This window comes from Sphingopyxis sp. LARHCG72, assembly GCF_052871675.1.
On sequence record NZ_JBIXJU010000004.1, the window covers coordinates 32,225 to 54,387 of the forward strand.

21 protein-coding genes are annotated in these 22,163 nt (G+C 64.4%); 13 read left to right on the forward strand and 8 right to left on the reverse strand.

All coding sequences use genetic code 11. The annotated features are described in order from the left end of the window. Positions 1 to 23: 23 nt before the first annotated feature. The 3 genes from ACIPPQ_RS10285 to ACIPPQ_RS10295 all read right to left on the reverse strand — a co-directional run bounded on the left by ACIPPQ_RS10285 (position 24) and on the right by ACIPPQ_RS10295 (position 2,095). Positions 24 to 479, reverse strand: a complete 456-nt coding sequence (locus ACIPPQ_RS10285; RefSeq protein ID WP_446544012.1) for a hypothetical protein — start codon at positions 477 to 479, stop codon at positions 24 to 26. A gap of 85 nt (positions 480 to 564) precedes the next feature. Then, positions 565 to 1,032 (reverse strand): MaoC family dehydratase, encoded by a 468-nt coding sequence (locus tag ACIPPQ_RS10290; protein WP_446544013.1) that lies wholly within the window; start codon positions 1,030 to 1,032, stop codon positions 565 to 567. Between the two features lie 82 nt (positions 1,033 to 1,114). After that, positions 1,115 to 2,095, reverse strand: a complete 981-nt coding sequence (locus ACIPPQ_RS10295) for an NAD(P)H-quinone oxidoreductase (protein WP_446544353.1) — start codon at positions 2,093 to 2,095, stop codon at positions 1,115 to 1,117. A gap of 146 nt (positions 2,096 to 2,241) precedes the next feature. Here ACIPPQ_RS10295 and ACIPPQ_RS10300 point away from each other — a divergent pair, with 146 nt between their 5' ends. After that, positions 2,242 to 2,439, forward strand: coding sequence for a DUF1192 domain-containing protein (locus tag ACIPPQ_RS10300; protein WP_446544014.1), 198 nt, complete (start codon positions 2,242 to 2,244; stop codon positions 2,437 to 2,439). Between the two features lie 68 nt (positions 2,440 to 2,507). Here the strand turns inward: ACIPPQ_RS10300 and ACIPPQ_RS10305 are convergent, their stop codons facing one another. Beyond that, positions 2,508 to 3,992, reverse strand: a complete 1,485-nt coding sequence (locus ACIPPQ_RS10305) for a peroxidase family protein (RefSeq protein ID WP_446544015.1) — start codon at positions 3,990 to 3,992, stop codon at positions 2,508 to 2,510. Between the two features lie 192 nt (positions 3,993 to 4,184). Continuing rightward, the gene (locus ACIPPQ_RS10310) at positions 4,185 to 5,657 is read right to left on the reverse strand and encodes a helicase HerA domain-containing protein (protein WP_446544016.1); all 1,473 of its coding nucleotides are present in this window, start codon (positions 5,655 to 5,657) and stop codon (positions 4,185 to 4,187) included. A 110-nt stretch (positions 5,658 to 5,767) separates the two neighbouring features. Between ACIPPQ_RS10310 and ACIPPQ_RS10315 the strand changes: the two genes are divergently transcribed. From ACIPPQ_RS10315 to glnA, 7 genes are all read left to right on the forward strand, one after another. Further along, positions 5,768 to 6,028, forward strand: coding sequence for a hypothetical protein (locus ACIPPQ_RS10315; RefSeq protein ID WP_327450841.1), 261 nt, complete (start codon positions 5,768 to 5,770; stop codon positions 6,026 to 6,028). Between the two features lie 95 nt (positions 6,029 to 6,123). Beyond that, entirely contained in the window at positions 6,124 to 6,636 is a 513-nt protein-coding gene (locus ACIPPQ_RS10320; RefSeq protein ID WP_446544017.1) for a hypothetical protein, read from the forward strand. A 158-nt stretch (positions 6,637 to 6,794) separates the two neighbouring features. Then, the gene (gene clpA, locus ACIPPQ_RS10325; protein ID WP_446544354.1) at positions 6,795 to 9,131 is read left to right on the forward strand and encodes an ATP-dependent Clp protease ATP-binding subunit ClpA; all 2,337 of its coding nucleotides are present in this window, start codon (positions 6,795 to 6,797) and stop codon (positions 9,129 to 9,131) included. Between the two features lie 64 nt (positions 9,132 to 9,195). Beyond that, on the forward strand, positions 9,196 to 10,035 hold the full coding sequence (gene map, locus ACIPPQ_RS10330) for a type I methionyl aminopeptidase (protein WP_446544018.1): 840 nt from the start codon (positions 9,196 to 9,198) through the stop codon (positions 10,033 to 10,035). Between the two features lie 98 nt (positions 10,036 to 10,133). Next, on the forward strand, positions 10,134 to 12,317 hold the full coding sequence (locus ACIPPQ_RS10335; protein WP_446544019.1) for a PQQ-dependent dehydrogenase, methanol/ethanol family: 2,184 nt from the start codon (positions 10,134 to 10,136) through the stop codon (positions 12,315 to 12,317). Between the two features lie 224 nt (positions 12,318 to 12,541). Then, on the forward strand, positions 12,542 to 12,880 hold the full coding sequence (locus ACIPPQ_RS10340) for a P-II family nitrogen regulator (protein WP_037518110.1): 339 nt from the start codon (positions 12,542 to 12,544) through the stop codon (positions 12,878 to 12,880). 71 nt (positions 12,881 to 12,951) lie between these two features. Continuing rightward, positions 12,952 to 14,364: a type I glutamate--ammonia ligase gene (glnA, locus tag ACIPPQ_RS10345; RefSeq protein WP_062176552.1), complete on the forward strand. Its 1,413-nt coding sequence runs from the start codon at positions 12,952 to 12,954 to the stop codon at positions 14,362 to 14,364. 67 nt (positions 14,365 to 14,431) lie between these two features. Here the strand turns inward: glnA and ACIPPQ_RS10350 are convergent, their stop codons facing one another. Both ACIPPQ_RS10350 and ACIPPQ_RS10355 read right to left on the reverse strand, forming a co-directional pair. After that, on the reverse strand, positions 14,432 to 15,082 hold the full coding sequence (locus ACIPPQ_RS10350; RefSeq protein WP_446544020.1) for a hypothetical protein: 651 nt from the start codon (positions 15,080 to 15,082) through the stop codon (positions 14,432 to 14,434). Between the two features lie 5 nt (positions 15,083 to 15,087). Next, on the reverse strand, positions 15,088 to 15,300 hold the full coding sequence (locus tag ACIPPQ_RS10355; protein WP_327450856.1) for a helix-turn-helix transcriptional regulator: 213 nt from the start codon (positions 15,298 to 15,300) through the stop codon (positions 15,088 to 15,090). Positions 15,301 to 15,448: 148 nt separating this feature from the next. Here ACIPPQ_RS10355 and ACIPPQ_RS10360 point away from each other — a divergent pair, with 148 nt between their 5' ends. The 5 genes from ACIPPQ_RS10360 (at position 15,449) to argJ (ending at position 21,686) form a co-directional block, all read left to right on the forward strand. After that, a complete protein-coding gene (locus ACIPPQ_RS10360) occupies positions 15,449 to 15,967 on the forward strand; it encodes an SRPBCC family protein (protein ID WP_446544021.1) in 519 nt (172 codons plus the stop codon). A gap of 94 nt (positions 15,968 to 16,061) precedes the next feature. Then, positions 16,062 to 17,510 (forward strand): PQQ-dependent sugar dehydrogenase, encoded by a 1,449-nt coding sequence (locus ACIPPQ_RS10365; RefSeq protein WP_446544022.1) that lies wholly within the window; start codon positions 16,062 to 16,064, stop codon positions 17,508 to 17,510. A 57-nt stretch (positions 17,511 to 17,567) separates the two neighbouring features. After that, positions 17,568 to 18,878 carry a M20/M25/M40 family metallo-hydrolase gene (locus tag ACIPPQ_RS10370; RefSeq protein ID WP_446544023.1) on the forward strand — a complete coding sequence of 437 codons (1,311 nt, stop codon included), beginning with the start codon at positions 17,568 to 17,570 and terminating at the stop codon, positions 18,876 to 18,878. 95 nt (positions 18,879 to 18,973) lie between these two features. After that, a complete protein-coding gene (locus tag ACIPPQ_RS10375) occupies positions 18,974 to 20,407 on the forward strand; it encodes an aldehyde dehydrogenase family protein (RefSeq protein ID WP_446544024.1) in 1,434 nt (477 codons plus the stop codon). Between the two features lie 52 nt (positions 20,408 to 20,459). After that, the gene (gene argJ, locus ACIPPQ_RS10380; protein WP_446544025.1) at positions 20,460 to 21,686 is read left to right on the forward strand and encodes a bifunctional glutamate N-acetyltransferase/amino-acid acetyltransferase ArgJ; all 1,227 of its coding nucleotides are present in this window, start codon (positions 20,460 to 20,462) and stop codon (positions 21,684 to 21,686) included. On the opposite strand, the gene ACIPPQ_RS10385 is transcribed toward argJ, so the two are convergent. Further along, positions 21,683 to 22,162: a hypothetical protein gene (locus tag ACIPPQ_RS10385; protein ID WP_446544026.1), complete on the reverse strand. Its 480-nt coding sequence runs from the start codon at positions 22,160 to 22,162 to the stop codon at positions 21,683 to 21,685. The two genes, argJ and ACIPPQ_RS10385, sit on opposite strands and share 4 nt — an antisense overlap. Between the last annotated feature and the right edge of the window lies 1 nt (position 22,163).

Sequence of the window (22,163 nt, forward strand, 5' to 3'; positions counted from 1 at the left end):
GCCGGTGGGGCAAGTGCAGGGATTCAGCGCCGCCCGGCATTGTCGCGCAGCCTGACATACCATTCGTCCGATAGAAGCTGTGCCAGCGGGTCGCCCCAGCCCGGTTTGACCCGATCGTCAAACTCTTCAATATCATATGCTGCCGTAATCCGATTGAATCGTTGCTCGACTTCATCATTCGTCATTGGAGAAAATCCAAAAGACGGCTCGGCAATGCCATGCGAATAGTCAACCAGCTCATCGCCTTGTAAATTGACCACATGGGGCCAGGGATAGAGCTTTCCATGGACGTCGAGCCAACATATCCCCGAAATCATATCAAGGCCTTGCGATTGGAACAGGTGGATAGCTGTGAGTTGGCATTGCCGGTGCTGCGGCCTGAAGCCGTCGTTAAAATCATAGGCTTCCTTGCGCGGAAAAAGAACGGGGCGTTCGCGCAGAAGGAAGACCAGAAACTCGTGGTCTTCAGGAACAAGCACGGGATTTCCTTCCCTCAATAGCAGCAATTGCCGCTGGCCGTATATTTGTGAAGGACCGGCCGATCAGTCATGGGGCCCTCTCGTTTCAGCCCGCGCTGTCGCCGGGCCTCGCCGGTATCTGGATCAGGTTGACGAAAGACATCGCGACCTCGCCCCGCTGGTTGGTGACGGTCATCCGCATCGTCAGCACCCCGCGATCGGGCTTGCTGCCGGACCGGCGGACATCGATGATTTCGCGCCGGATCGACAGCCGGTCGCCGGGGCGCACCGCGCTCCGCCACTGGAGATCGTCGACCTTGAGACCGAGCAGCGGCGTGTCGCCGAACGGCGCCGCATCGACGAATTCGCGCATCACGACCGACGCGACATGCCAGCCGCTCGCGATCAGGCCGCCGAAGCGCCCCTTCGCTGCCGCTTCGGCGTCGATGTGCATCGGCTGCGGGTCATATTCGCGCGCGAAGCGGACGATGTCCGCCTCGGTCATCTCGATCGGACCGCCGGTCCAGACCTGCCCGATTTCGAGGTCCTCGAGAAAAAGCGAACGACCAGCCATAACCACCTTTCCGGAAACGAACGCCGCTGCGTTCGCCTCGCCGGTGGTCACCGTCGCTGTCTTTGTCAACCGCCGGGCGGCCTCATCCCACCGTCAGCACGATCTTCCCGACATGCTCGCCCGCCTGCATCCGCGCATGCGCGGCGCTCGCGTCGGCGAGCGGGAAGCTCTGGTCCATCGCCGGCTTCCACCCGCCCTCGCCCAGCCGCGGCCACAGCGTGCGATGGATCTCATCGGCGAGCAGCGCCTTGAACCCGGCGCTGCGCGCGCGGAGCGTCGAGCCGGTCAGCGTCAGGCGGCGGCGCATCACGTCGGCGATGTCGATCTCGATCTTCGCGCCGCGTTGGAAGGCGATGGTGACATGGCGCCCGTCCTCGGCAAGGCAGGCGAGGTTGCGCGGCAGATAGTCGCCGCCGACCATGTCGAGCACGACGTCGACGCCCTTGCCGCCGGTGAAGGTCTTGACCGCCTCGACATAGTCCTCGCTGGAATAATCGATTGCCAGATCGGCACCGAGCGCGGTCGCAGCAGCGCATTTATCGGCGCTGCCGCACGTCACGATGATCTTGATGTCGAACAGCTTGCAAAGGCCGATCGCTGTCGTGCCGATGCCGCTGGTGCCGCCATGGACCAGCACGGTCTCGCCATCGCGTACATAGCCGCGCTCGAAGAGGTTATGCCACACGGTGAAGACGGTTTCGGGCAGCGCCGCCGCCTCTTCCATCGAAAAGCCCTTCGGAACCGGCAGGCAGCTTCCGGCCGGCGCGACGCAATATTCGGCATAGCCGCCGCCCGCGACGAGCGCGCACACCGCCTGCCCCAGATGTTCGGGATCGCCCCCCGGGCCGACCGCGACGATCGTCCCCGCGATCTCCAGCCCCGGGAGGTCCGAAGCGCCCGGCGGCGGCGGGTAATAACCCATGCGTTGCAGCACGTCGGGGCGGTTCACCCCCGCGGCGGCGACGCGGATCAGCACCTCGTCCGGGCCGGGCTGCGGCACCGGTCGCTCGACGGGTTGCAGCACCTCGGGACCGCCCGGCGCATTGATGGCGACGGCGGTCATGCTCGACGGCAAGCTGGTCACGCTAAATTCCCCCACTTTTCAAAAGGTCCCACATCCCTCGCGCCGCATTATTGACAGTCGGACGGCGCCGGTCAACAGTCGCGCGCCTTTTCGGCCGCAGGGACCAGCGAGAGAGAGGATGCGCCATGGACGATGACGACCTTCCCCGCCGCCGCGACGATGTGCTCGCGGCCCTGATCAAGCAACCGCTCGATCCGCTTTCGGTCGACGAACTCGACGACCGCATCGCGGTGCTGGAAGGCGAGATTGCGCGCATCAAGGCGCACCGCAGCGCCGCGACGAGCCAGAAGGCCGCGGCCGAAGCTCTCTTCAGGAAGGGGTGAATTCCACCCCGAAGATCGCCGACGCCCCGCGACGGAGCGCCGGCGCCTTCGCCCCCCCTTTTTTGCTCCTAGGAGACCTCGGCGTAGCGGAGCAGGTCGATCATCCGGAAATCGTCGCCCTTCTTCGATGCGTCGACGGTCGGCAGGAAGGGCTGCCATTCGGGATCCTGCGAGAGGTAGCATCCCTTGTCGCCCTGCAGCAGCCCGAGGAACACCTCGGTGACGATCCGCGCCCCGACCGGCCCCAGCCGCTCGCCATTCTGCGTCACCTGCGCCTCGCGCAAGATATAGAACCAGAGCGGCGTGCGGTCGTCGAAGCCGTGGGGTTTCAGGTCAGCAAGGTCGCCCTTCGACAATTCGGGCAGCTTCATCGCGCGCGCCACCCGCTGCCCCGACGGCAGCGAGAAGGTCAGGTGGCGGAGCAGGTTGCGCTGCGCCAGCGACGCCGGGTTCGATTTCGGATCGGGGTTCGGCACGACCGAGCCCGGCAGGCGGAACAGCGACGTCGACAGGGTCGTGTCGATCTTCTTGTTCGGCTTCACATTGCCGTCGCTGAAATCGAAGAAGGTTGGCCAGTCGACGAAGCGCCGCGGCGCGCGGCAGCCGCCCGACAAATCGTCGGGATCGTTCGGGTCCGACGGCGTCGGCGTGAAGATCATCGCGAAAAAGGGATTGCCCCCGTTGCCGGTGAAATTGGCGCGATACGACGGCCGCACCTGGCTGTGCCCGAAACGATATGCCGCGACCGAGAATTCGACCGGGATATAGGGCTCGTTGTGCCAGCTGTAATATTTACGGCCATTGGTCAGCACATCGTCGACCACCGCATCGCCGCATGTCTTCCGCAGAAATTCATGGACGATGATCCACTGATAATGCCAGCGCACGATCCGCTGCGCCTCGGCGAAAATCTCGTCCGATCCCGTCAGCTTGATCTTGGTCTTCACATAGTCGACGACCTCGTTGTGAAACTTCAGGAAGGCGACCTGAAGCTGCCCGATGATGAGGTTTTCGTCGTCGCGCGGGTCGGCGATCAGCGCGACCTTCTGGCTGTTGCGCGGCACGTCGAACTTGTTCGCGGTGCCCGTGGGTTCGAGCAGGAATTTGCCGCCCTTGCCGCCCTGCGTGTCATAGAGATGCGGGCTTCCGCCCGGCCCCGCACCATAGACATTGTCGAGCCCGAGGCTGGGGGTGCGAAAATTGGCGATCTGTTCGGGATCGACCTGCCGCTCGAGGCTCGAGGTCGGGTCGAACGTCATGTCGTGGTCGAGGAACTGGCCGAGGAAGGTAAAGCCCGCGGTCAGCGTCGGATTGTCGCTGTTCTTTGCCGACAGCGCCGGGTTGGTGATCAGCTCGGCGGGGGTCTTGGTCAGATTGTCCTTGGCATCCATGATGCCCCCGGCCTTGCCGATTTCCATCAGCGCGGCGCGGACATCGGGGGTGTCGGCGGCAAAGGGCGGCAATTCGCCGAACATGCGGCCAAAGCGGCCGGCGTCGGAATATTTGGAGCGCGGCGGAACGATGTCGCGCGGATATACGCCGTGACGAGGCATGGCAGTCTCTCCTGTGGTTTACGGGATTGTCGGGACGATCCACCCACCCAAGAGAGCTGGCATCCGCTGTTCTAGGCGCGAACCTGCGGCAAGGATTGCGCCGATCCGGGTCCGACCCCAAGACTTTAGGTGACTAATTCGGCGTTAACATGCCGGGTCGCGGCGAAACCGCGACGGGACGAGGCCGTCGCCCTATTCGGCTTCGGTGCTGAGCCCGAGTTCGGGGATGCCGATCGAGCGGCGCCCGCCAAAATCGGCGCGCACGACAATCACGCCCTGTTTTTCCATATATTCGACAAGGCGGCGGATGCGCCCCGGTGAGCGGCTGCCATAGGCGCGGCCGAGGATCTCGTCGTCGGGGCAGGGTTCGCCGTCCATCGCGGCGCGCGCGATCTGGAGGAACGGCGCGAACATGTCGTGCGGCAGCCGGTCGGCGACGGCCAGCATCTCGCGCCAGCGCGGCTCGGCGGGGTCGAACACGCCCCCTTTTGCGAGCGCAAAGCGGCGGCGGAAGGTGGCAAGGTCGAGCGGCACCTTCTTCAGCTTCTGCATCCGGCAACGCACCGAAAAATCCTGATAGAGGAAGGATTCGGGCTGGAAGGCGCAGTCAGCGTCCGAAAGCATCTCCTGCAGCGTCTCGATCACCACCGCATCGCTCTGCTCGGCTTCCTCGACCGCTTCGAGGATATCGAGCACCGGCGGCGCATCGGCATCCTCGTGAAGCGGCTCGCTCGCGGCGATCCGCTCGAGCACCTCGCTCGCCGCGACCGGTTCGGGTTCGGGCGCGAAGAAGCGGGGCTGCGCCGGTGCTTCCAATTCGGTGAAGAGCATCGAGCGCATATCCTCACCGCCGGCCGACGGCAGCGGCATCAGCCCGTGCGTGCCCAGCCGCGTCGAGGTCTGCGTCGACCCGATCCGCACGGCGATCGGCCGCCGCGAGATGGCCGGGCCGAGCCCGAGGAAATGGCCGCGTTCGAGGTCGCGGATCGTCTCGGCCTGCCGCCGCTCCATGCCGAGCAGGTCGGCGGCGCGCGCCATGTCGATATCGAGGAAGGTGCGCCCCATCAGGAAGTTGCTCGCCTCGGCGGCGACATTCTTCGCGAGCTTCGCCAGCCGCTGCGTGGCGATCGCGCCGGCGAGGCCGCGCTTGCGCCCGCGGCACATCAGGTTGGTCATCGCGCCAAGGCTCGCGCGGCGGACATTGTCGGCGACGTCGCCCGCGACGCTCGGCGCGAACATCTGCGCCTCGTCGACCACCACGAGCGCGGGGAACCAATGCTCGCGCGGCGCATCGAACAGCGCGTTGAGGAACGCCGCCGCGCAGGTCATCTGCGCCTCGATATCGAGCGATTCGAGGCTGAGGATGATCGACGCGCGATGTTCGCGGATGCGCGCGCCCATCGCCGCGATCTCGCGCTCATTATAGTCGCCGCCGTTGATCACGACATGGCTGTACGCGTCGGCAAGCGTCACGAAGTCGCCCTCGGGATCGATCACGATCTGCTGCACCAGCTCGGCGCTTTCCTCAAGGATACGGCGCAAAAGGTGCGACTTGCCCGACCCCGAATTGCCCTGCACGAGCAGGCGCGTTGCGAGCAGTTCCTGCACGTCGATGCGCACGCCCTGCCCCGTGCCGTCTGTCCCGATGTCGATGCTGGTCTTCACAGCCGCCGCCCTATCGGGGCGCTTGGCCAAAGACAACCGGGCGGGTCCCCGGATCGCCCGATTTTGCCATGCGACCTTGCCAAGCAATGCTAATGCGCCAAAAGGGCGACATGGATTTCGACGACCAGCTCCGCCGCTATTTCGGCACCGCCGACATCGCGGCGATCCACCCCGAGGCGCACGCCGCGGGCACCGAACGCATGCGCGTCGACTTCGGCCTCGAAACCAACCCCGGCCGCCGCTTCGCGCTCTGGACGCTGATGTATATGCTGGGCGTGGCACCCGACCTCGATGTCGCGTTCGAGGACGAAGGGGAGCGCGATCTGGCGCGCGATTTCATGGATATGGTTGATCGGGCGGGCGAGAATTAGCGTCGGAACCGCCGGCCGCATTTGAATGAATATATTGAACTATCATTCATTTTCAAATTACCCCAAGGAAACGATGTCTTTCCGGGGAGGGGTAGATGGAATTTCCACAGATAGGGCGGCCATTTGCCTACGTGCCGATGTTGTTATTCTTGCCTGCATCCGCACATGCGCAGGTAGCTCCGGAATCGCCGATTCACACAACCGTAAATGGCGCTTTCTATTTGTGCCCCCGCCTGATCGGAACCGAAGCGGCACCGCCGACCGAAGAACTGTCGAAGTTGGGCTTTGAAGCCACCGCTCCACTCGTCCCTGGCCGTAGCTTGTGGTTCAAAGGCGATGGCGGCAAAGGAAATCTGACTGTTTCATACGACCCGGCCGAAAAGCGCTGCACGCTGGATTATGTTGGCGCCGGATACGAACAAATTGCCGGCATTGCGCGCGATATGGTCAAGCAAAACCGTTTCGTCAGGATTACCGGCGGCGATAGAGACGGTGCCAAGGGCGACGTATTTGAAGGCGCGGCCCGCGGGCGAGCAAAAATCGCCCGGTTCATCATCATCGAAAATTACACCAACGGCTCTGCAGCGATCAGCTACTCCGAAAGGTAGCGCAGAAATCAACGCTACGTTAACCATAATACAACCCCGTCATCGTAATTTCACAAAGCCGACCGCTTTTCCCTTGCGGTGGGGCGGCGGCATCGCCACGTTGCATTTCTAAGGGGGCCGCTCTCCCCGGCCTGGCCCCCGCAAGGAGATGAATGACCATGCCGTCCTTTTCGGAAAGCCTCGAAAAGACCCTCCATAACGCGCTGAAGGCCGCTTCGGAGCGTCATCACGAATATGCGACGCTCGAGCATCTGCTCTATGCGCTGATCGACGACGATCATGCCGCCGAAGTGATGCGTGCGTGCGGCGTCGCGCTCGACGACCTGCAATCGGCGGTCGTCCATTATCTCGATACCGAACTCGACAGCCTGAAGGTCGAGGGACACAGCGATCCGTCGCCGACGAGCGGTTTCCAGCGCGTCGTCCAGCGCGCGATCCTGCACGTCCAGTCGTCGGGCAAGGATGAGGTGACAGGCGCCAACGTCCTCGTCGCGCTCTTCTCCGAACGCGAAAGCTACGCCGTCTATTTCCTGCAGCAGCAGGACCTGACGCGCCTCGATGCCGTCTCCTATTTGAGCCACGGCGTCGGCAAGGGCGGCAAGCCCTCACCGCAGGCCGAGCCGGAGGAAAAGGAAGAGGCGAAGGACAAGAGCGAAGGCAAGAACAAGAAGGAAACCGCGCTCGACCAGTTCACCGTCAACCTCAACGAAAAGGCGAAAGGCGGCAAGGTCGACCCGCTGATCGGCCGCAGCGCCGAGGTCGATCGCACGATCCAGATCCTCTGCCGCCGCAGCAAGAACAACCCGCTCTATGTGGGCGATCCCGGCGTCGGCAAGACCGCGATCGCCGAAGGTCTCGCGCGCAAGATCATCGAGGGCGACGTGCCCGAAGTGCTGCTGCCCGCGGTCATCTATTCGCTCGACATGGGCGCGCTGCTTGCCGGCACGCGCTATCGCGGCGATTTCGAGGAGCGGCTGAAACAGGTCGTCACCGAACTCGAAGGCCTGCCGCACGCGATCCTGTTCATCGACGAGATCCACACGGTCATCGGCGCGGGTGCGACGAGCGGTGGCGCTATGGACGCGTCGAACCTCCTGAAACCCGCCTTGTCGGGCGGCGTCATCCGCTGCATCGGCTCGACGACGTACAAGGAGTTCCGCAACCACTTCGAAAAGGACCGCGCGCTGCTCCGTCGGTTCCAGAAGATCGACGTGGTCGAACCGACCCTTGAAGACACGAAAAAGATCCTCGCGGGCCTGCGCAGCGCGTTCGAGGCGCATCATCAGGTGCGTTACACGCAGGATGCAATCAACGCCGCGGTCGACCTGTCGGCGCGCTACATCAATGATCGCAAACTGCCCGACAAGGCGATCGACGTGATCGACGAGGTCGGCGCGATGCAGATGCTCGTCGCCCCGTCGAAGCGCAAGAAGACGATCACCGCCAAGGAGATCGAGGCGGTCATCGCGACGATGGCGCGCATCCCGCCCAAATCGGTGTCGACCGACGACAAGGCGACGCTCGCGAGCCTTGAAACCGACCTCAAGCGCGTCGTCTTCGGCCAGAATACCGCGATCGAGGTGCTGTCGTCGGCGATCAAACTCAGCCGCGCGGGCCTGCGCGATCCCGAAAAGCCGATCGGCAACTATCTGTTCAGCGGCCCGACCGGCGTCGGCAAGACCGAGGTCGCGAAGCAGCTCGCGTCGATCATGGGCATTCCGCTCCAGCGTTTCGACATGTCGGAATATATGGAACGCCATTCGGTCAGCCGCCTGATCGGCGCGCCTCCGGGCTATGTCGGTTACGATCAGGGCGGCCTGCTCACCGATGCGATCGACCAGAACCCGCATTGCGTGCTGCTGCTCGACGAAATCGAAAAGGCGCATCCCGACCTGTTCAACATATTGTTGCAGGTGATGGACCATGGCCGCCTGACCGATCATCACGGGAAGACGGTCGACTTCCGCAACGTCATCCTGATCATGACGACCAATGCGGGCGCCAGCGACATGGCGCGTGAAGGCATCGGCTTCGGCGCGTTCACTCGCGAGGATGTGCAGGAGGAAGCGGTGAAGAATCTCTTCACTCCCGAATTCCGCAACCGCCTCGATGCGATCGTGCCGTTCGGCTACCTGCCGCCCGAAGTGGTCGCACGCGTCGTCGACAAGTTCATCCTGCAGCTCGAAATGCAGCTCGCCGACCGCAACGTCCATATCCAGCTCGACGATGCGGCGCGCGAATGGCTGACCGGCAAGGGCTATGACAAACTCTATGGCGCGCGTCCGATGGGCCGCCTGATCCAGGAAAAGATCAAGCAGCCGCTCGCCGAGGAACTGCTCTTCGGCAAGCTCGTCCACGGCGGCGAGGTCAAGGTGAAGATGAAGACGGGCGACGACGCGCATGTCGGCAACCCGCTGACCTTCGAAATCACCCCTGCCGCTCCCAAGGCGAGCAAGGGCAAGGCGAAGGGCAAGGCCGAGAAGGCCGCAGAATAAAGGTGAAGGGGCGGCCATGGTGCCGCCCCTCGCTTTTTGAGGCCCCAGCGACTATATCACCCCCATGTACGACTATGTCTCCGTAACCGCCGGCGATGCGGCGAGCCCCACCCCCGTGCGCGACGGCACGATCAAGCTCCACGATGCGGCGGGCTTTGCCGGGATGCGCAAGGCGGGCCGCCTGTCGGCCGAAATCCTCGACGCGCTCGTCCCCTTCGTCCAGCCGGGCGTGACGACCGCACAGATCGACGACCTCGTCCGCACGATGATGTTAGAGGGCGGCGGCATTCCCGCGACCTTGGGCTATCGCGGCTTCACGCACAGCTGCTGCACCAGCATCAACCATGTTGTCTGCCACGGCATTCCCGACGACAAGCCGGTGCGCGAGGGCGATATCGTCAATATCGACGTTACCAGCATCGTCGACGGCTGGCACGGCGACACGAGCCGCATGTATCTGGTCGGCGACGTGCCGATCAAGGCGAAGCGCCTCGTCGAGGTGACCTATGAATGCCTGATGCTCGGTATCGAGCAGGCGAAGCCCGGCAACCGCATGGGCGACGTCGCGCACGCAATCCAGACCCACGCCGAACGCCACCGCTATTCGGTCGTCCGCGATTTCTGCGGCCACGGCCTCGGCCAGATGTTCCACGACGCGCCCGAAGTGGTCCACGCTGGCCGCCCCGGCACCGGCCCCGAACTTCGCCCCGGCATGTTCTTCACGATCGAGCCGATGATCAACACCGGCAAATATGCGGTGAAGATGCTCGCCGACGGCTGGACCGCGGTCACCCGCGACCGCTCGCTCTCGGCGCAGTTCGAGCACAGCATCGGCATCACCGAGACGGGCTGCGAAATTTTCACCGCCAGCCCCAAGGGCCTGAACGCGCCGCCCTGGCTGTAAGCCAGCCCCCGCCCCCATTTTCCCGCTTGCACCCTTGCGCCTTCGGGCGCAGTCTTGACGTTAACGTCAACGATAGGCGTCGAACGGGAGAGCAAGGGATGGCGAAACGGGTCTTTACGGCCGCGCTGCTGGGCTGCGCGGCACTGGCAATGGCTTCATGCAACGCATCGAAGAATGAGAGTGCCAGCGGCGGATCGCTCGACGATGCCGAAAAGGTCAGCGAGACCCTGCTCAAGACCGGTGGAAACGGCGATAATTGGGGCGCCATCGGCTACAGCTATGACGAACAGCGGTTCAGCCCGCTCACCGACATCAACGACAAGAATGTAGGCACCCTCGGCATCGCGTGGACCGCCGACCTCGACGATGCGCGCGGGCAGGAAGCCACGCCGGTGGTCGTCGACGGGGTGATGTATGTGACGCACGCTTGGTCGAAGGTCAGCGCTTGGGATGCCGCGACCGGAAAGCCCTTGTGGAAATTCGATCCGAAGGTTCCGGGTGAGCGAGCAGTCAGCGCCTGCTGCGACGTCGTCAACCGTGGCGTCGCCGTCTGGGGCGACAAGGTGTTCGTCGGCGCGCTCGACGGCCGCCTGATCGCGCTCGACAAAAAGACCGGCAAGGAACTGTGGTCGACGCAGACCTTCGACACGTCGAAGCCTTACACGATCACCGGCGCACCACGCGTCGTGAAGGATATGGTGCTGATCGGCAACGGCGGCGCCGAGTTCGGCGTGCGCGGCTATGTCACCGCCTATGACGCCGACACCGGCAAGGAACGCTGGCGCTTCTACACCGCCCCCAACCCGAAGAAGGAAAAGGACGGCGCGGCCAGCGACGACATCTTCGCGTCGAAGGCCAATGCGACCTGGTCCGACAAGGGTGAATGGCAGACCTCGGGCGGCGGCGGTACCGTGTGGGACGCGATCGTCTACGACAAGGATCTCGACCAGATCTATCTCGGCGTCGGCAACGGCAACCCGTGGAATCACGGCACGCGCTCGAACGGCGAAGGCGACAACTGGTTCCTCTCCTCGGTCGTCGCGCTCGACGCCTCGACCGGCAAATATAAATGGCACTATCAGGAGACCCCCGCGGAGACGTGGGACTATACCGCAACCCAGCCGATCATCCTCGCCGAGCAGGCGGTGAACGGCACGCCAACCAAGGTGCTGTACCATGCGCCGAAGAACGGCTTCTTTTTCACGATCAATCGCGCAAACGGTAAGCTGATCGATGCCAAACCCTTCGTCGACGGGATCAACTGGGCGAGCGGCTACGACCTCGCCACGGGCCGCCCGATCGAAAATCCCGAGGCGCGCTTCTACAAGACGGGCAAGCCCTTCATCGCGATCCCCGGCGCGCTCGGCGCGCACAACTGGCATCCGATGAGCTTCAACCCCGCAACGGGCCTCGTCTATATCCCCGCGCAGCAGATCCCGCAGGGCTATCTCGCCGACATGGACGAACTCGACAAAAGGAAGGTGCTGGGGTTCAACGTCGGAACGTCGCTCAACAAGACTCTGCTCCCCGACGACAAGGCCGCGTTCAAGGCGGCGGTTGCCGCCACGACGGGCCGCCTCGTCGCCTTCGACCCGCGCACCGGCAAGGTCGCGTGGAGCGTGGACCATCCCGCCGCGTGGAACGGCGGCACGATGACGACGGCGGGCAATCTTGTCTTTCAGGGGACGAGCACGGGCCGCTTCCGCGCCTATGCCGCCGACACCGGCAAGCAGTTGCTCGACCTCGACATGCAGTCGGGGATCGTCAGCGCGCCGTCGACCTTCCGCGTCGGCGGGGTGCAATATGTCGCTTTCCAGACGAGCAAGGGCGGCGCCTTCCCGCTCGTCGCCGGGGTCGCGGGCGGCGTGACGCGCAAGGTGCCCAATATCCCGCGCCTCGTCGTGATGAAGGTCGGCGGCACGATAAAGCTCCCCGCGCCGCCCGCTTCGACCGCGCTCGCGTGGAATCCACCTGCGATGATCGGCACCCCGGCGCAGGTCGCCGCGGGCAAGGCGCATTTCGGCCGCTATTGCATCGTCTGTCACGGCGACAGCGCGATCGGCAACGGCTTCACCCCCGATCTTCGCGTCTCGGGTACGCTCGCCAATGCCGATGCGTGGAAGTCGGTGATCATCGACGGCGCCTTGAAGGATCGCGGTATGGTGAGCTTCGCGCGGGTGCTGACACCCGCCGATGTCGAGGCGATTCGCGCCTATGTCATCGAGCGGTCGAACTGGACCAAGGCCAATTTGCCCGATGCCTCCGCGCCGATGGGACGCTGACTGCCCAAAATTTAGGCATCCAAAAGAAGCCGTTGCCCACCCCTTGGGCAGCAGCTTCTTTTCGTTTCAAATTTCTTACCAAAACCCCGCGATTCGCCAATTGGCACGGCTTTTGATTGGTGCAAGATGGCGGGACACCGCACCGACTCGACGAACCGGGCCAGCCCAGCTGATCCGGCTCGATGCGCAAGGGGCGGCGGCCAGCCCAAAGGGGGACAAGAAGCGTGAAGAAGATTGAGGCGATCATCAAGCCGTTCAAGCTCGACGAAGTGAAGGAAGCGCTGCACGAAGTGGGTGTCAGCGGGATCACCGTCACCGAAGCCAAGGGTTTCGGCCGCCAGAAGGGTCATACCGAACTCTATCGCGGCGCCGAATATGTCGTGGACTTCCTGCCCAAGGTGAAGCTCGAAGTCATCGTCGAGGACTCGATGGCGGAACGCGTCGTGGAGGCGATCGCCGCCGCCGCGCAGACCGGCCGCATCGGCGACGGCAAGATCTTTGTCATTCCGGTCGAAACCGCGCTCCGCATTCGCACCGGCGAACGCAATGAGGACGCCCTTTAATCTTTCACGGTTTTTGGAACCCCAACACACCCCGGCACGCCGGACCATTTCGCAAGAAGGAAGCATAGACGATGGCTACGAAGCCCAAGGATATCATCGCGCGGATCAAGGAAAACGACATCGAATGGGTCGACCTGCGCTTCACCGACCCCAAGGGCAAGTGGCAGCACCTGACCATGGTCGCCTCGATCCTCGGCGAGGACGAACTCGAAGACGGCCTGATGTTCGACGGTTCGTCGATCGAAGGCTGGAAGGCGATCAACGAGAGCGACATGATCCTCAAGCCCGACCTCGACGCCGTCTATGACGATCCCTTCTCGGCCACCCCGATGCTCGTGATCTTCTGCGACATCGTCGAGCCGTCGACCGGCGAAGGCTATGCCCGCGACCCGCGCACCACCGCGAAGCGCGCCGAGGCCTATGTCGCCTCGACCGGTATCGGCGACACCGTCTATGTCGGCCCCGAAGCCGAATTCTTCATGTTCGACGACGTGCGTTTCGAAACCGGCTACAACAAGTCGGGCTTCGAAATCGACGATATCGAACTGCCGACGAACACCGGCCGCAGCTATGAAGGCGGCAACCTCGCGCACCGTCCGCGTGCCAAGGGCGGCTATTTCCCCGTCGCGCCGGTCGACAGCGCCGTCGACATCCGCGCCGAGATGGTCTCGACGATGCTCGAAATGGGCCTGCCCTGCGACAAGCATCACCATGAAGTCGCCGCCGCGCAGCACGAACTCGGCCTGACTTTCGGCACGCTCACCGAAACCGCCGACCGCATGCAGATCTACAAGTACGTCGTGCACCAGGTCGCGCACGCCTATGGCAAGACCGCGACCTTCATGCCGAAGCCGATCAAGGACGACAACGGCAGCGGCATGCACACCCACATCTCGATCTGGGAAAAGGGCAAGCCGCTCTTCGCGGGCAACGGCTACGCCGGCCTCAGCGACATGTGCCTCTATTTCATCGGCGGCGTCGTCAAGCATGCCAAGGCGCTCAACGCTTTCACCAACCCGACGACGAACAGCTACAAGCGCCTCGTCCCGGGCTTCGAAGCCCCGGTGCTCCTCGCTTACTCGAGCCGCAACCGCTCGGCCTCGTGCCGCATCCCGTACGGCGCAGGCGCCAAGTCGAAGCGCGTCGAGTTCCGTTTCCCCGACGCGATGGCGAACCCCTATCTCTGCTATTCGGCGCTTCTGATGGCGGGCCTCGACGGCATCCAGAACAAGATCCACCCCGGCGACGCGATGGACAAGAATCTGTACGACCTGCCGCCCGAGGAACTGAGCGAAGTCCCGACCGTCTGCGGCAGCTTGCGCGAAGCGCTCGACAGCCTGCTGGCCGACCATGACTTCCTGCTGAAGGGCGACGTCTTCTCGAAGGACCAGATCGAAGCCTATGTCGAACTGAAGTGGGACGAGGTCTATCGTTTCGAGCAGACCCCGAGCCCGGTCGAGTTCGACATGTACTACAGCGCCTGATCCGCAGGATCGGCGTTGCCAAGGGAAAGGGCGTCCGGTTCGGGGGAACCGGGCGCCCTTTTTCACATCAGCGGGTCATCATCCCGCGCCGCCCGATCGCGACGAACGCGCCGAGCAGCATCATCGCCGACAGCGTCGTGACGACGTCGATCGGGGTCAGCACCGCGCCCCAGCCGAGGAAATCGGCCGCGCCCCAGAGGGTGAGCAGCACCCAGCTGAGGCAAAAGGCCCAGAAGCAACCTTCGAGACCCAATTGGTGGTTGAGCTCGTCGAAATCATTCCGCCAGCGCCACGACGCGACCGCACCGGCGGCGAAGACAATGAGCAGCACTCCCATGGCGAGGCCCGCCGGGACGACACCCGCCGCGAAACCCGGACCGCGCGCCAGTGCCAGCAGGACGAGCGCCGCGCCGAGCACCGCCATCGTGATGGTCGACCGCATCATGCCGCGCCGCTCCTCGCGCAATTCCTCAGCATCGGCGACATTGAGCAGTTTCGCGCCAGCCTGCGGCGCCGCAAGGCCGAAGCCGACGAGTGCAGCCATCAGCGCATAGACGAGGCCGACCGCGCCCAGCGCCACGCGCGAGGGCCCCATTGCGTCGAGCAGGTCCGATCCCGCGGCCGCGAGCACCGCCGCCATAACCCCGCCCCCGACAAGCGCGCCGACGAGCATCTGCATTCCCGTGCGCTTCCACTTCGCGGGCTTATCCTCGGTCATGCTGTTCATTCTTCGATCTCCGGCGTCCAATGGTCGACGAACAATTCGCGCACCTCGAGCCCGAACAGGCGGGCCATGCGCAGCGCAAGCGGCAGGCTGGGGTCATATTTGTCGGTTTCGACCGCGTTGATCGTCTGGCGCGATACGCCGAGGCGCCGGGCAAGTTCACCCTGGCTCCAGCCCGCCCCTTCCCGATATTCGCGAACCCGATTTTCCAACGCCCCGCTCCCTGCCTGTAAAGAACTCTTTACAGAAGGAACGTTGACGTGTCAAACACTCTTTACATGCTGCCCGTCGAGGCGACGGCGATTACGCTTTGGTAAGGCGTGCGCGCTAAAAAAACCTTCTTTTCCGGGGGGATTTTCGATGTTGCGTATGGTGATACCGGCCTTGGCGTTCCTGCTCGCCACCGGCTGCGGGAAGGTTGCCGAACTGGCCAATCAGACGCGGACCGTCGCTGCGCCGCGCGAGCAAGTGTTCGCAAAGATGTTCGGCGACGGCAGCGCCTTTGCCGGCCTGCCCCTCGTCACCAACGGCGGCTCGACGCGGCTCTACGAACTCGTGGCGGAAAAGGGCGAACCCGGATTTGCCCAGCTGGTCCCCAAGGAACGGCCCGATGCCTATAAGGTCAAGGTCGCCGTCGCGATGGAAATCCCACGCGAGGCGCACCTGATCTACAGCATCGACGACGGCGCGCTCGCAACGGGGCTGAAATTCACCTTCGAGGATCTGGCGCCCGATCGCACCCGCGTCGCCTTCACGATCGACGAGCTCTCCGGCGACGACGCGAAGGGGCTCGCGGTCAACCGCTTCGCGCTCCAGAAAGTCGCGCGCGATGCGCTGGAAAAGCTCGACGATTTCGAAGAGGTGAAGGAACCCGGCTGAGGAGCCCATCGTCGAAGGGGTACCAGACTTGCCTCCTTCGTCCACGAGTGGCACCCTTGCGCGAACAAAAGAACGCAAAAAGGGGTTTTCGATCATGCGGATGCGCGCCTTTCTCCTCGCACCCCTGCTGCTGAGCGCTTGCGGCGGCAGCAACGACGGCGGCGGCACGCCACCCGCGGCCAACACCCCTCCGGCCTTCACCTCGCTCCAGACCGCGAGTATCCCGGAAAACACGGTCGCCGCCTATCAGGCGATGGCGACCGATCCCGATGGCGACCCGCTGACCTTTGCCATCGACGGCGGCGCCGATGCGGCGCTGTTTTCGATCACGACGGCGGGGGGGCTGCGTTTCAACACCGCGCCCGACTATGACGCACCCGCCGATGCGAATGGCGACAATGTCTATGCCGTCCAGTTGCGGGTCAGCGACGGGAAGGCCGTCGCGACGCAGGCGGTCAACATCACCGTCACCGACACGCGCGATGGCATAGCGGTCGTACGCGTCGGTACCGGCTTCGACCAGCCGCTCTATGTCGCGCCGATCCCCGGCGACAGCCGCGTCTATGTCGTCGAAAAGGGCGGCAATGTGTACCGCTTCGACCCCGCCACCGGCAGCCGGACGCTCGTGCTCGACATCACCGACATTTCGACCGACGGCGAACGCGGGCTGCTCGGGCTGGCCGCCTATCCCGACCATGCCGCGTCGCAGCGGCTTTTCGCTGTCGTCTCGGCATCCGATGGCGCGTTTCAGGTGCGTCGTTACACGCTCGGCCGGCCCGATTCGTCCACGGTCTATGATACGGTGTTGAGCACGCCTCATCCGTCCAGCATTCACTATGGCGGCTGGATCGGCTTCGGGCCGGATGGCTTCGTCTATGTCGCCACCGGTGATGGCGGCATCCCGTCCGACGCGCGGCAAACATTTTCCAAACGCGGCAAGATATTGCGCTTCACGGTGGGAGCGAGCGGCAGCGACTACGCCCCGGCACCCGGCAACATATCCTTCAAAATCGGCGACCCTTATGTTTATGCGTTCGGCCTCCGCAATCCCTTCCGCGCCTCTTTCCACGGGAACACCTTGCTCATTGGCGACGTCGGTCAAGACATGATCGAAGAAATCGACATGGTCGCGACGACACAATCCGGCAAATATTTCGGCTGGCCCGACCAGGAAGGGACGCAGCTTTACTTGTCGAGCGGACCGGTCAACGAAAGCTTCAATCCCGTCGCCGAATATCGGCACGGCAGCGGCCCGCGACAGGGCAATTCGATCACCGGCGGTTATGTCTACCGGGGTCCGGTAACGGCCTTGCGGGGTCATTATGTCTTCGCCGACTTCATATCGAACAACATCTGGTCGTTGCCTTTCGCCAGCTTCGCCGACCGCAAGACGCTCGACTCCTCGCGCTTCGCGCTTCGGAACGAGGATTTCACGCCCGATGCCGGAACGCTCCGTTCGATCGCCTCGTTCGGCGAGGACAGCGCGGGCAACCTCTTCCTCGTCAGCCTCGGCGGCGACATCTTCATGGTGCGCCCCGGCTGATCGCTTGCGGCGCGACAAACGAGGCGCCACAAGGGCGACGTCCAGAGGAGTCTCCCCATGAAATCACTGCCTTTTGCCGCCCTCGTCGCCCTTCATCTCGCGCTCGCACCAGCTGCGCAGGCCAAGCTGTCCAAAGCCGAGAGCGGCATGGCGAAGACGGTTGCGGCCGAACAGGCGCGCAGCCTCGCGCTGCTCGAAAAGCTCGTGAACCAGAACAGCGGATCGCAGAATCTGGAAGGCGTCGAAAAGGTCGGGGCGATGATGCGCGCCGAACTCGAACCGCTCGGCTTCAAGGTCGAATGGAAACCGATGCGCGACACCGGTCGCGCCGGTCACCTGATCGCGACGCACACGGGCAAGCCCGACGGGAAACGCCTGCTGCTCATCGCGCATCTCGACACGGTGTTCGAACCCGACTCTCCCTTCCAGAAATTTGTCCGCAAGGGCGATATGGGCGAAGGTCCCGGCGCGGGCGACGATAAAGGCGGCATGGTTGTCATCGTCGCGGCGTTACGCGCGATGAAGGCTGCGGGGACGCTCAAGGACGCCAATATCGAAATCCACATGACCGGCGACGAGGAGGATTCGGGCACGCCGATCGAGAAAGCGCGCGCCGACCTGGTCGCCGCGGGCAAGCGCAGCGACGTCGCGCTCGATTTCGAAGGGCTCGTCCGCGATAACGGCGCCGACATGGGATCGGTCGCGCGCCGCTCGTCAGACAGCTGGACGGTCACCGCGACGGGCAAGAGCGCGCACAGCTCGGGCATCTTCAGCGCCGCGGCGGGCGACGGCGCGATCTATGAACTCACGCGCATCATCCACCGTTTCCGCACCGAGCTTCCCGAACCGAACCTGACCTTCAACGTCGGGCTGATCGCGGGCGGGCAGCAGGCCGAACTCGACGCGGGCGGCATCCGCGCCACGGTGAACGGCAAGACCAACATCATCGCACCGATCGCGGTCGCACGCGGCGACCTCCGCGCGCTGTCACCCGAACAGATCGCCCGCGTGAAGGCGAAGATGGCGGCGATCGTCGCCGAGCACGCCCCCGGCACCGACGCGAAGATCGCGTTCGATCCCGGCGGCTATCCGTCGATGGCGCCGACCGACGGCAACCGCGCGCTGCTCGCGAAGCTCAACGGCGTAAACCGCGACCTTGGCCTCGACGAAATGGCACCGCTCGATCCGCTGAAGCGCGGGGCAGGCGACATCAGTTTCGTCGCCGCCGACGTCGACGGGCTCGCAGGACTCGGGCCGTACAGCACCGGCGACCATGCCCCGGGCGAAGCCGTCGACATTCCGAGCATCGGCCGGCAGGCGACACGCGCTGCCATCCTGATGTCACGCCTTTCTGCTGAAAAACGTTAAACTGCCGTCTTTGGCAGTTGGCCGCGCTTGATTCGTCGGGCACAGTGATTAGGTAGCAATCCGAGACGGAATTGACCGCCGATGGGAGAAGAATGATGAGCACCGAAACGCACCTCAAGCAGAATTACATCGGCGGCCGCTGGGTCGACAGCAAGGGCGGCAAGCTCCACGACGTGATCAACCCCGCGACCGAAGAAGCGGCCTCGACCGTCGTGCTCGGCACCGCAGCCGACGTCGACGATGCCGTCGCCGCGGCAAAGGAAGCGTTCAAGAGTTTCTCGCAGACGACGCGCGAAGAACGCCTCGACCTGCTCAATCGCATCGTCGAGGAATATAAGAAGCGCGCGGGTGACCTCGCCAAGTCGATGGCTTCGGAAATGGGCGCCCCCGTCAGCTTCGCGGGCACCGCGCAGGTCGGCGCCGGCATCGGCGGCTTCCTCGGCACGATCGCCGCATTGAAGGATTTCAGCTTCACCGAAAAATATGCCGCGGGCGTCATCGCATATGAGCCGATCGGCGTCGTCGGCATGATCACGCCGTGGAACTGGCCGCTCAACCAGATCGCATTGAAGGTCGCTCCGGCGCTGGCCGCGGGCAACACGATGGTGCTTAAGCCCTCCGAAGAATGCCCCGGCAATGCGGTAATCTTCGCCGAAATCCTCGAAGCCGCGGGCGTTCCGGCCGGCGTGTTCAACCTCGTGCAAGGTGACGGCCCGACCGTCGGCAACGCGATCAGCGCGCATCCCGGCATCGAAATGGTGAGCTTCACTGGATCGACCCGCGCCGGCATCCTCGTCGCCAAGGCGGCCGCCGATACCGTCAAGCGCGTCCATCAGGAACTCGGCGGCAAGTCGCCGAACATCGTCCTGCCCGACGCCGATTTCGCCGCGGTGCTGCCCCCGACGGTGCAGGGCGTGCTGGTCAACACCGGCCAGAGCTGCATCGCGCCGACGCGCATCCTCGTCCAGAAGGACCGCGAGGCCGAAGCCGTCGGCGTCATCAAGGCGATGTTCGACGGCACGTCGGTCGGCGATCCGCAGAGCGAAGGCGGCCATATCGGCCCCGTCGTCAACAAGGCGCAGTTCGACAAGATCCAGGGGCTGATCCAGTCGGCGATCGACGAAGGCGCGACGCTCGAAACCGGCGGCACCGGCCTGCCCTCGAACGTCAACCGCGGCTATTATATCAAGCCGACGGTCTTCTCGGGCGTCACGCGCGACATGCGGATCGCGAACGAGGAAATCTTCGGCCCCGTCGCGACGATCATGGCCTATGGCGACCTCGACGAAGCCGTCGATATCGCCAACGACACCGAATATGGCCTCTCGGCCGTCGTTTCGGGCGACCCCGCCAAGGCAGCCGAAATCGCGCCGAAGCTGCGCGCCGGCATGGTCGCGGTCAATGCGTGGGGCCCCGGTCCGGGCGCGGCGTTCGGCGGCTACAAAGCGTCGGGCAACGGCCGCGAAGGCGGCGTGTTCGGCCTCAAGGATTTCATGGAAGTGAAGTCGATCAGCGGCATTCCCGCCTGATCGGTCCCAAAGCCTGATTGACGTCGGGGGCGTAGCGGTTAAGCGGGCGGGCATGACCACCCGCTCGCCGCTCGCCCCCGACTCGTTTCCCGCCCTCCCCGACATCGCCGGGGTGACGCGCCGCGTCGCGCGCGCGCAGTACAAGACTTGGGACCGCTGCGACCTCACCTATGTCGAACTCTCGCCCGGCACGACCGTCGCCGGCGTCTTCACGCGCAATGTTTGCTGCTCGTCCGAAGTCGAACTCGGCCGCGAACAGGTGAAGGGCGGCAAGGGCCGCGCGCTGATCGTCAACGCGGGCAACAGCAACGCCTTCACTGGCTACCGCGGGCGCGAGGCGGTCGAACAGATCATGGCGCAGGTCGCCGGCCACCTCGGCTGCGAACAAGGCGAAGTCTTCGTCAGCTCGACCGGCGTCATCGGCGTACCGCTCCCCAAGGACAAGGCGCGCGCCGGGGTCGAGGCCGCGCTCACCGCCGAATCCTGTTCGTGGGAAGCGGCGGCCGAAACGATCGGCACCACCGATACCTTCGCCAAGGGTTCGGGCGCCAGCGCCATCGTCGGCGGCACGACCGTCCATGTCGCGGGCATCGTCAAGGGATCGGGCATGATCGCGCCCGACATGGCGACGATGCTCGGCTATATCTTCACCGACGCCGCGGTCGCGCCCGCGCTGTTGCAGGAGATGCTGAGCGAGGCGACCGGCGGGACGTTCAACAGCATCACCGTCGACAGCGACACCTCGACCAGCGACACGGTATTACTTTTCGCGACCGGGCAAGCGGGCAACGCCACGCTCACCACGCGCGACGATCCGGGCGCCGACGCGCTCTACGCCGCGATCCGCAGCGTCGCACTCGACCTCGCGCAGCAAGTCGTGCGCGACGGCGAAGGCGCATCGAAATTCATCGAGATTCAGGTCACCGGCGCGGTGAGCGACGACAGCGCGAAGCGCGTCGCGCTGGCGATCGCCAACTCGCCGCTCGTGAAGACCGCGATCGCGGGCGAGGACGCCAACTGGGGCCGCGTCGTGATGGCGGTGGGCAAGGCGGGCGAACCCGCCGATCGCGACCGCCTCGCAATCCGCTTCGGCGATCATTGGGTCGCGAAGGACGGCTTGCCCGTCGACGGCTATGACGAAGCGCCGGTCGCGGCGCATCTGAAGGGTCAGGACATCCGCGTCGGCGCCAACTTGGGCCTCGGCGAAGGCCGCGCGACCGTCTGGACGTGCGACCTCACGCACGGTTACATCAGCATCAACGCCGATTACAGGAGCTAGCGGCCGGCAGCCCCCAGACGGTCGACCGATATGACACGGTCAGCAAGGAACAAGCCGTCGCTAACACCAAAATGTCCGAAGCCGCCGGGTGCCGCCGGATCGGCTTTGAGCGCATAACGCCCCGTCACGCGTATCCGGTAGACCTGGCTTCCGCCGCCACCGCGCTTGGGTGCGGGAGCATCCCATCGCGTTTCATCGTCCGTCGAGAACCAGATACGACGTGAGCGCACGTCGCGCCGCACCCGCTCGGCATCCTCCAAAGTCCGCCCTTGGGGGATCAGGCGCTGCCCTTCGAACTCGTCTACCCACAGACCGGACACGGTCGCCGGGGCACTGAAATCGTGGCATTTCCGGTCACCGCGATAGATCATCACGGGGTGGCCGTTGGATATCGAACGGTCGAAACATCTGTCCGTGCCATCGCCCGCCGCAGCGAAAGCAAGCGGCAGCCCAAGCGCGAAAGCCAGCGCAATCACG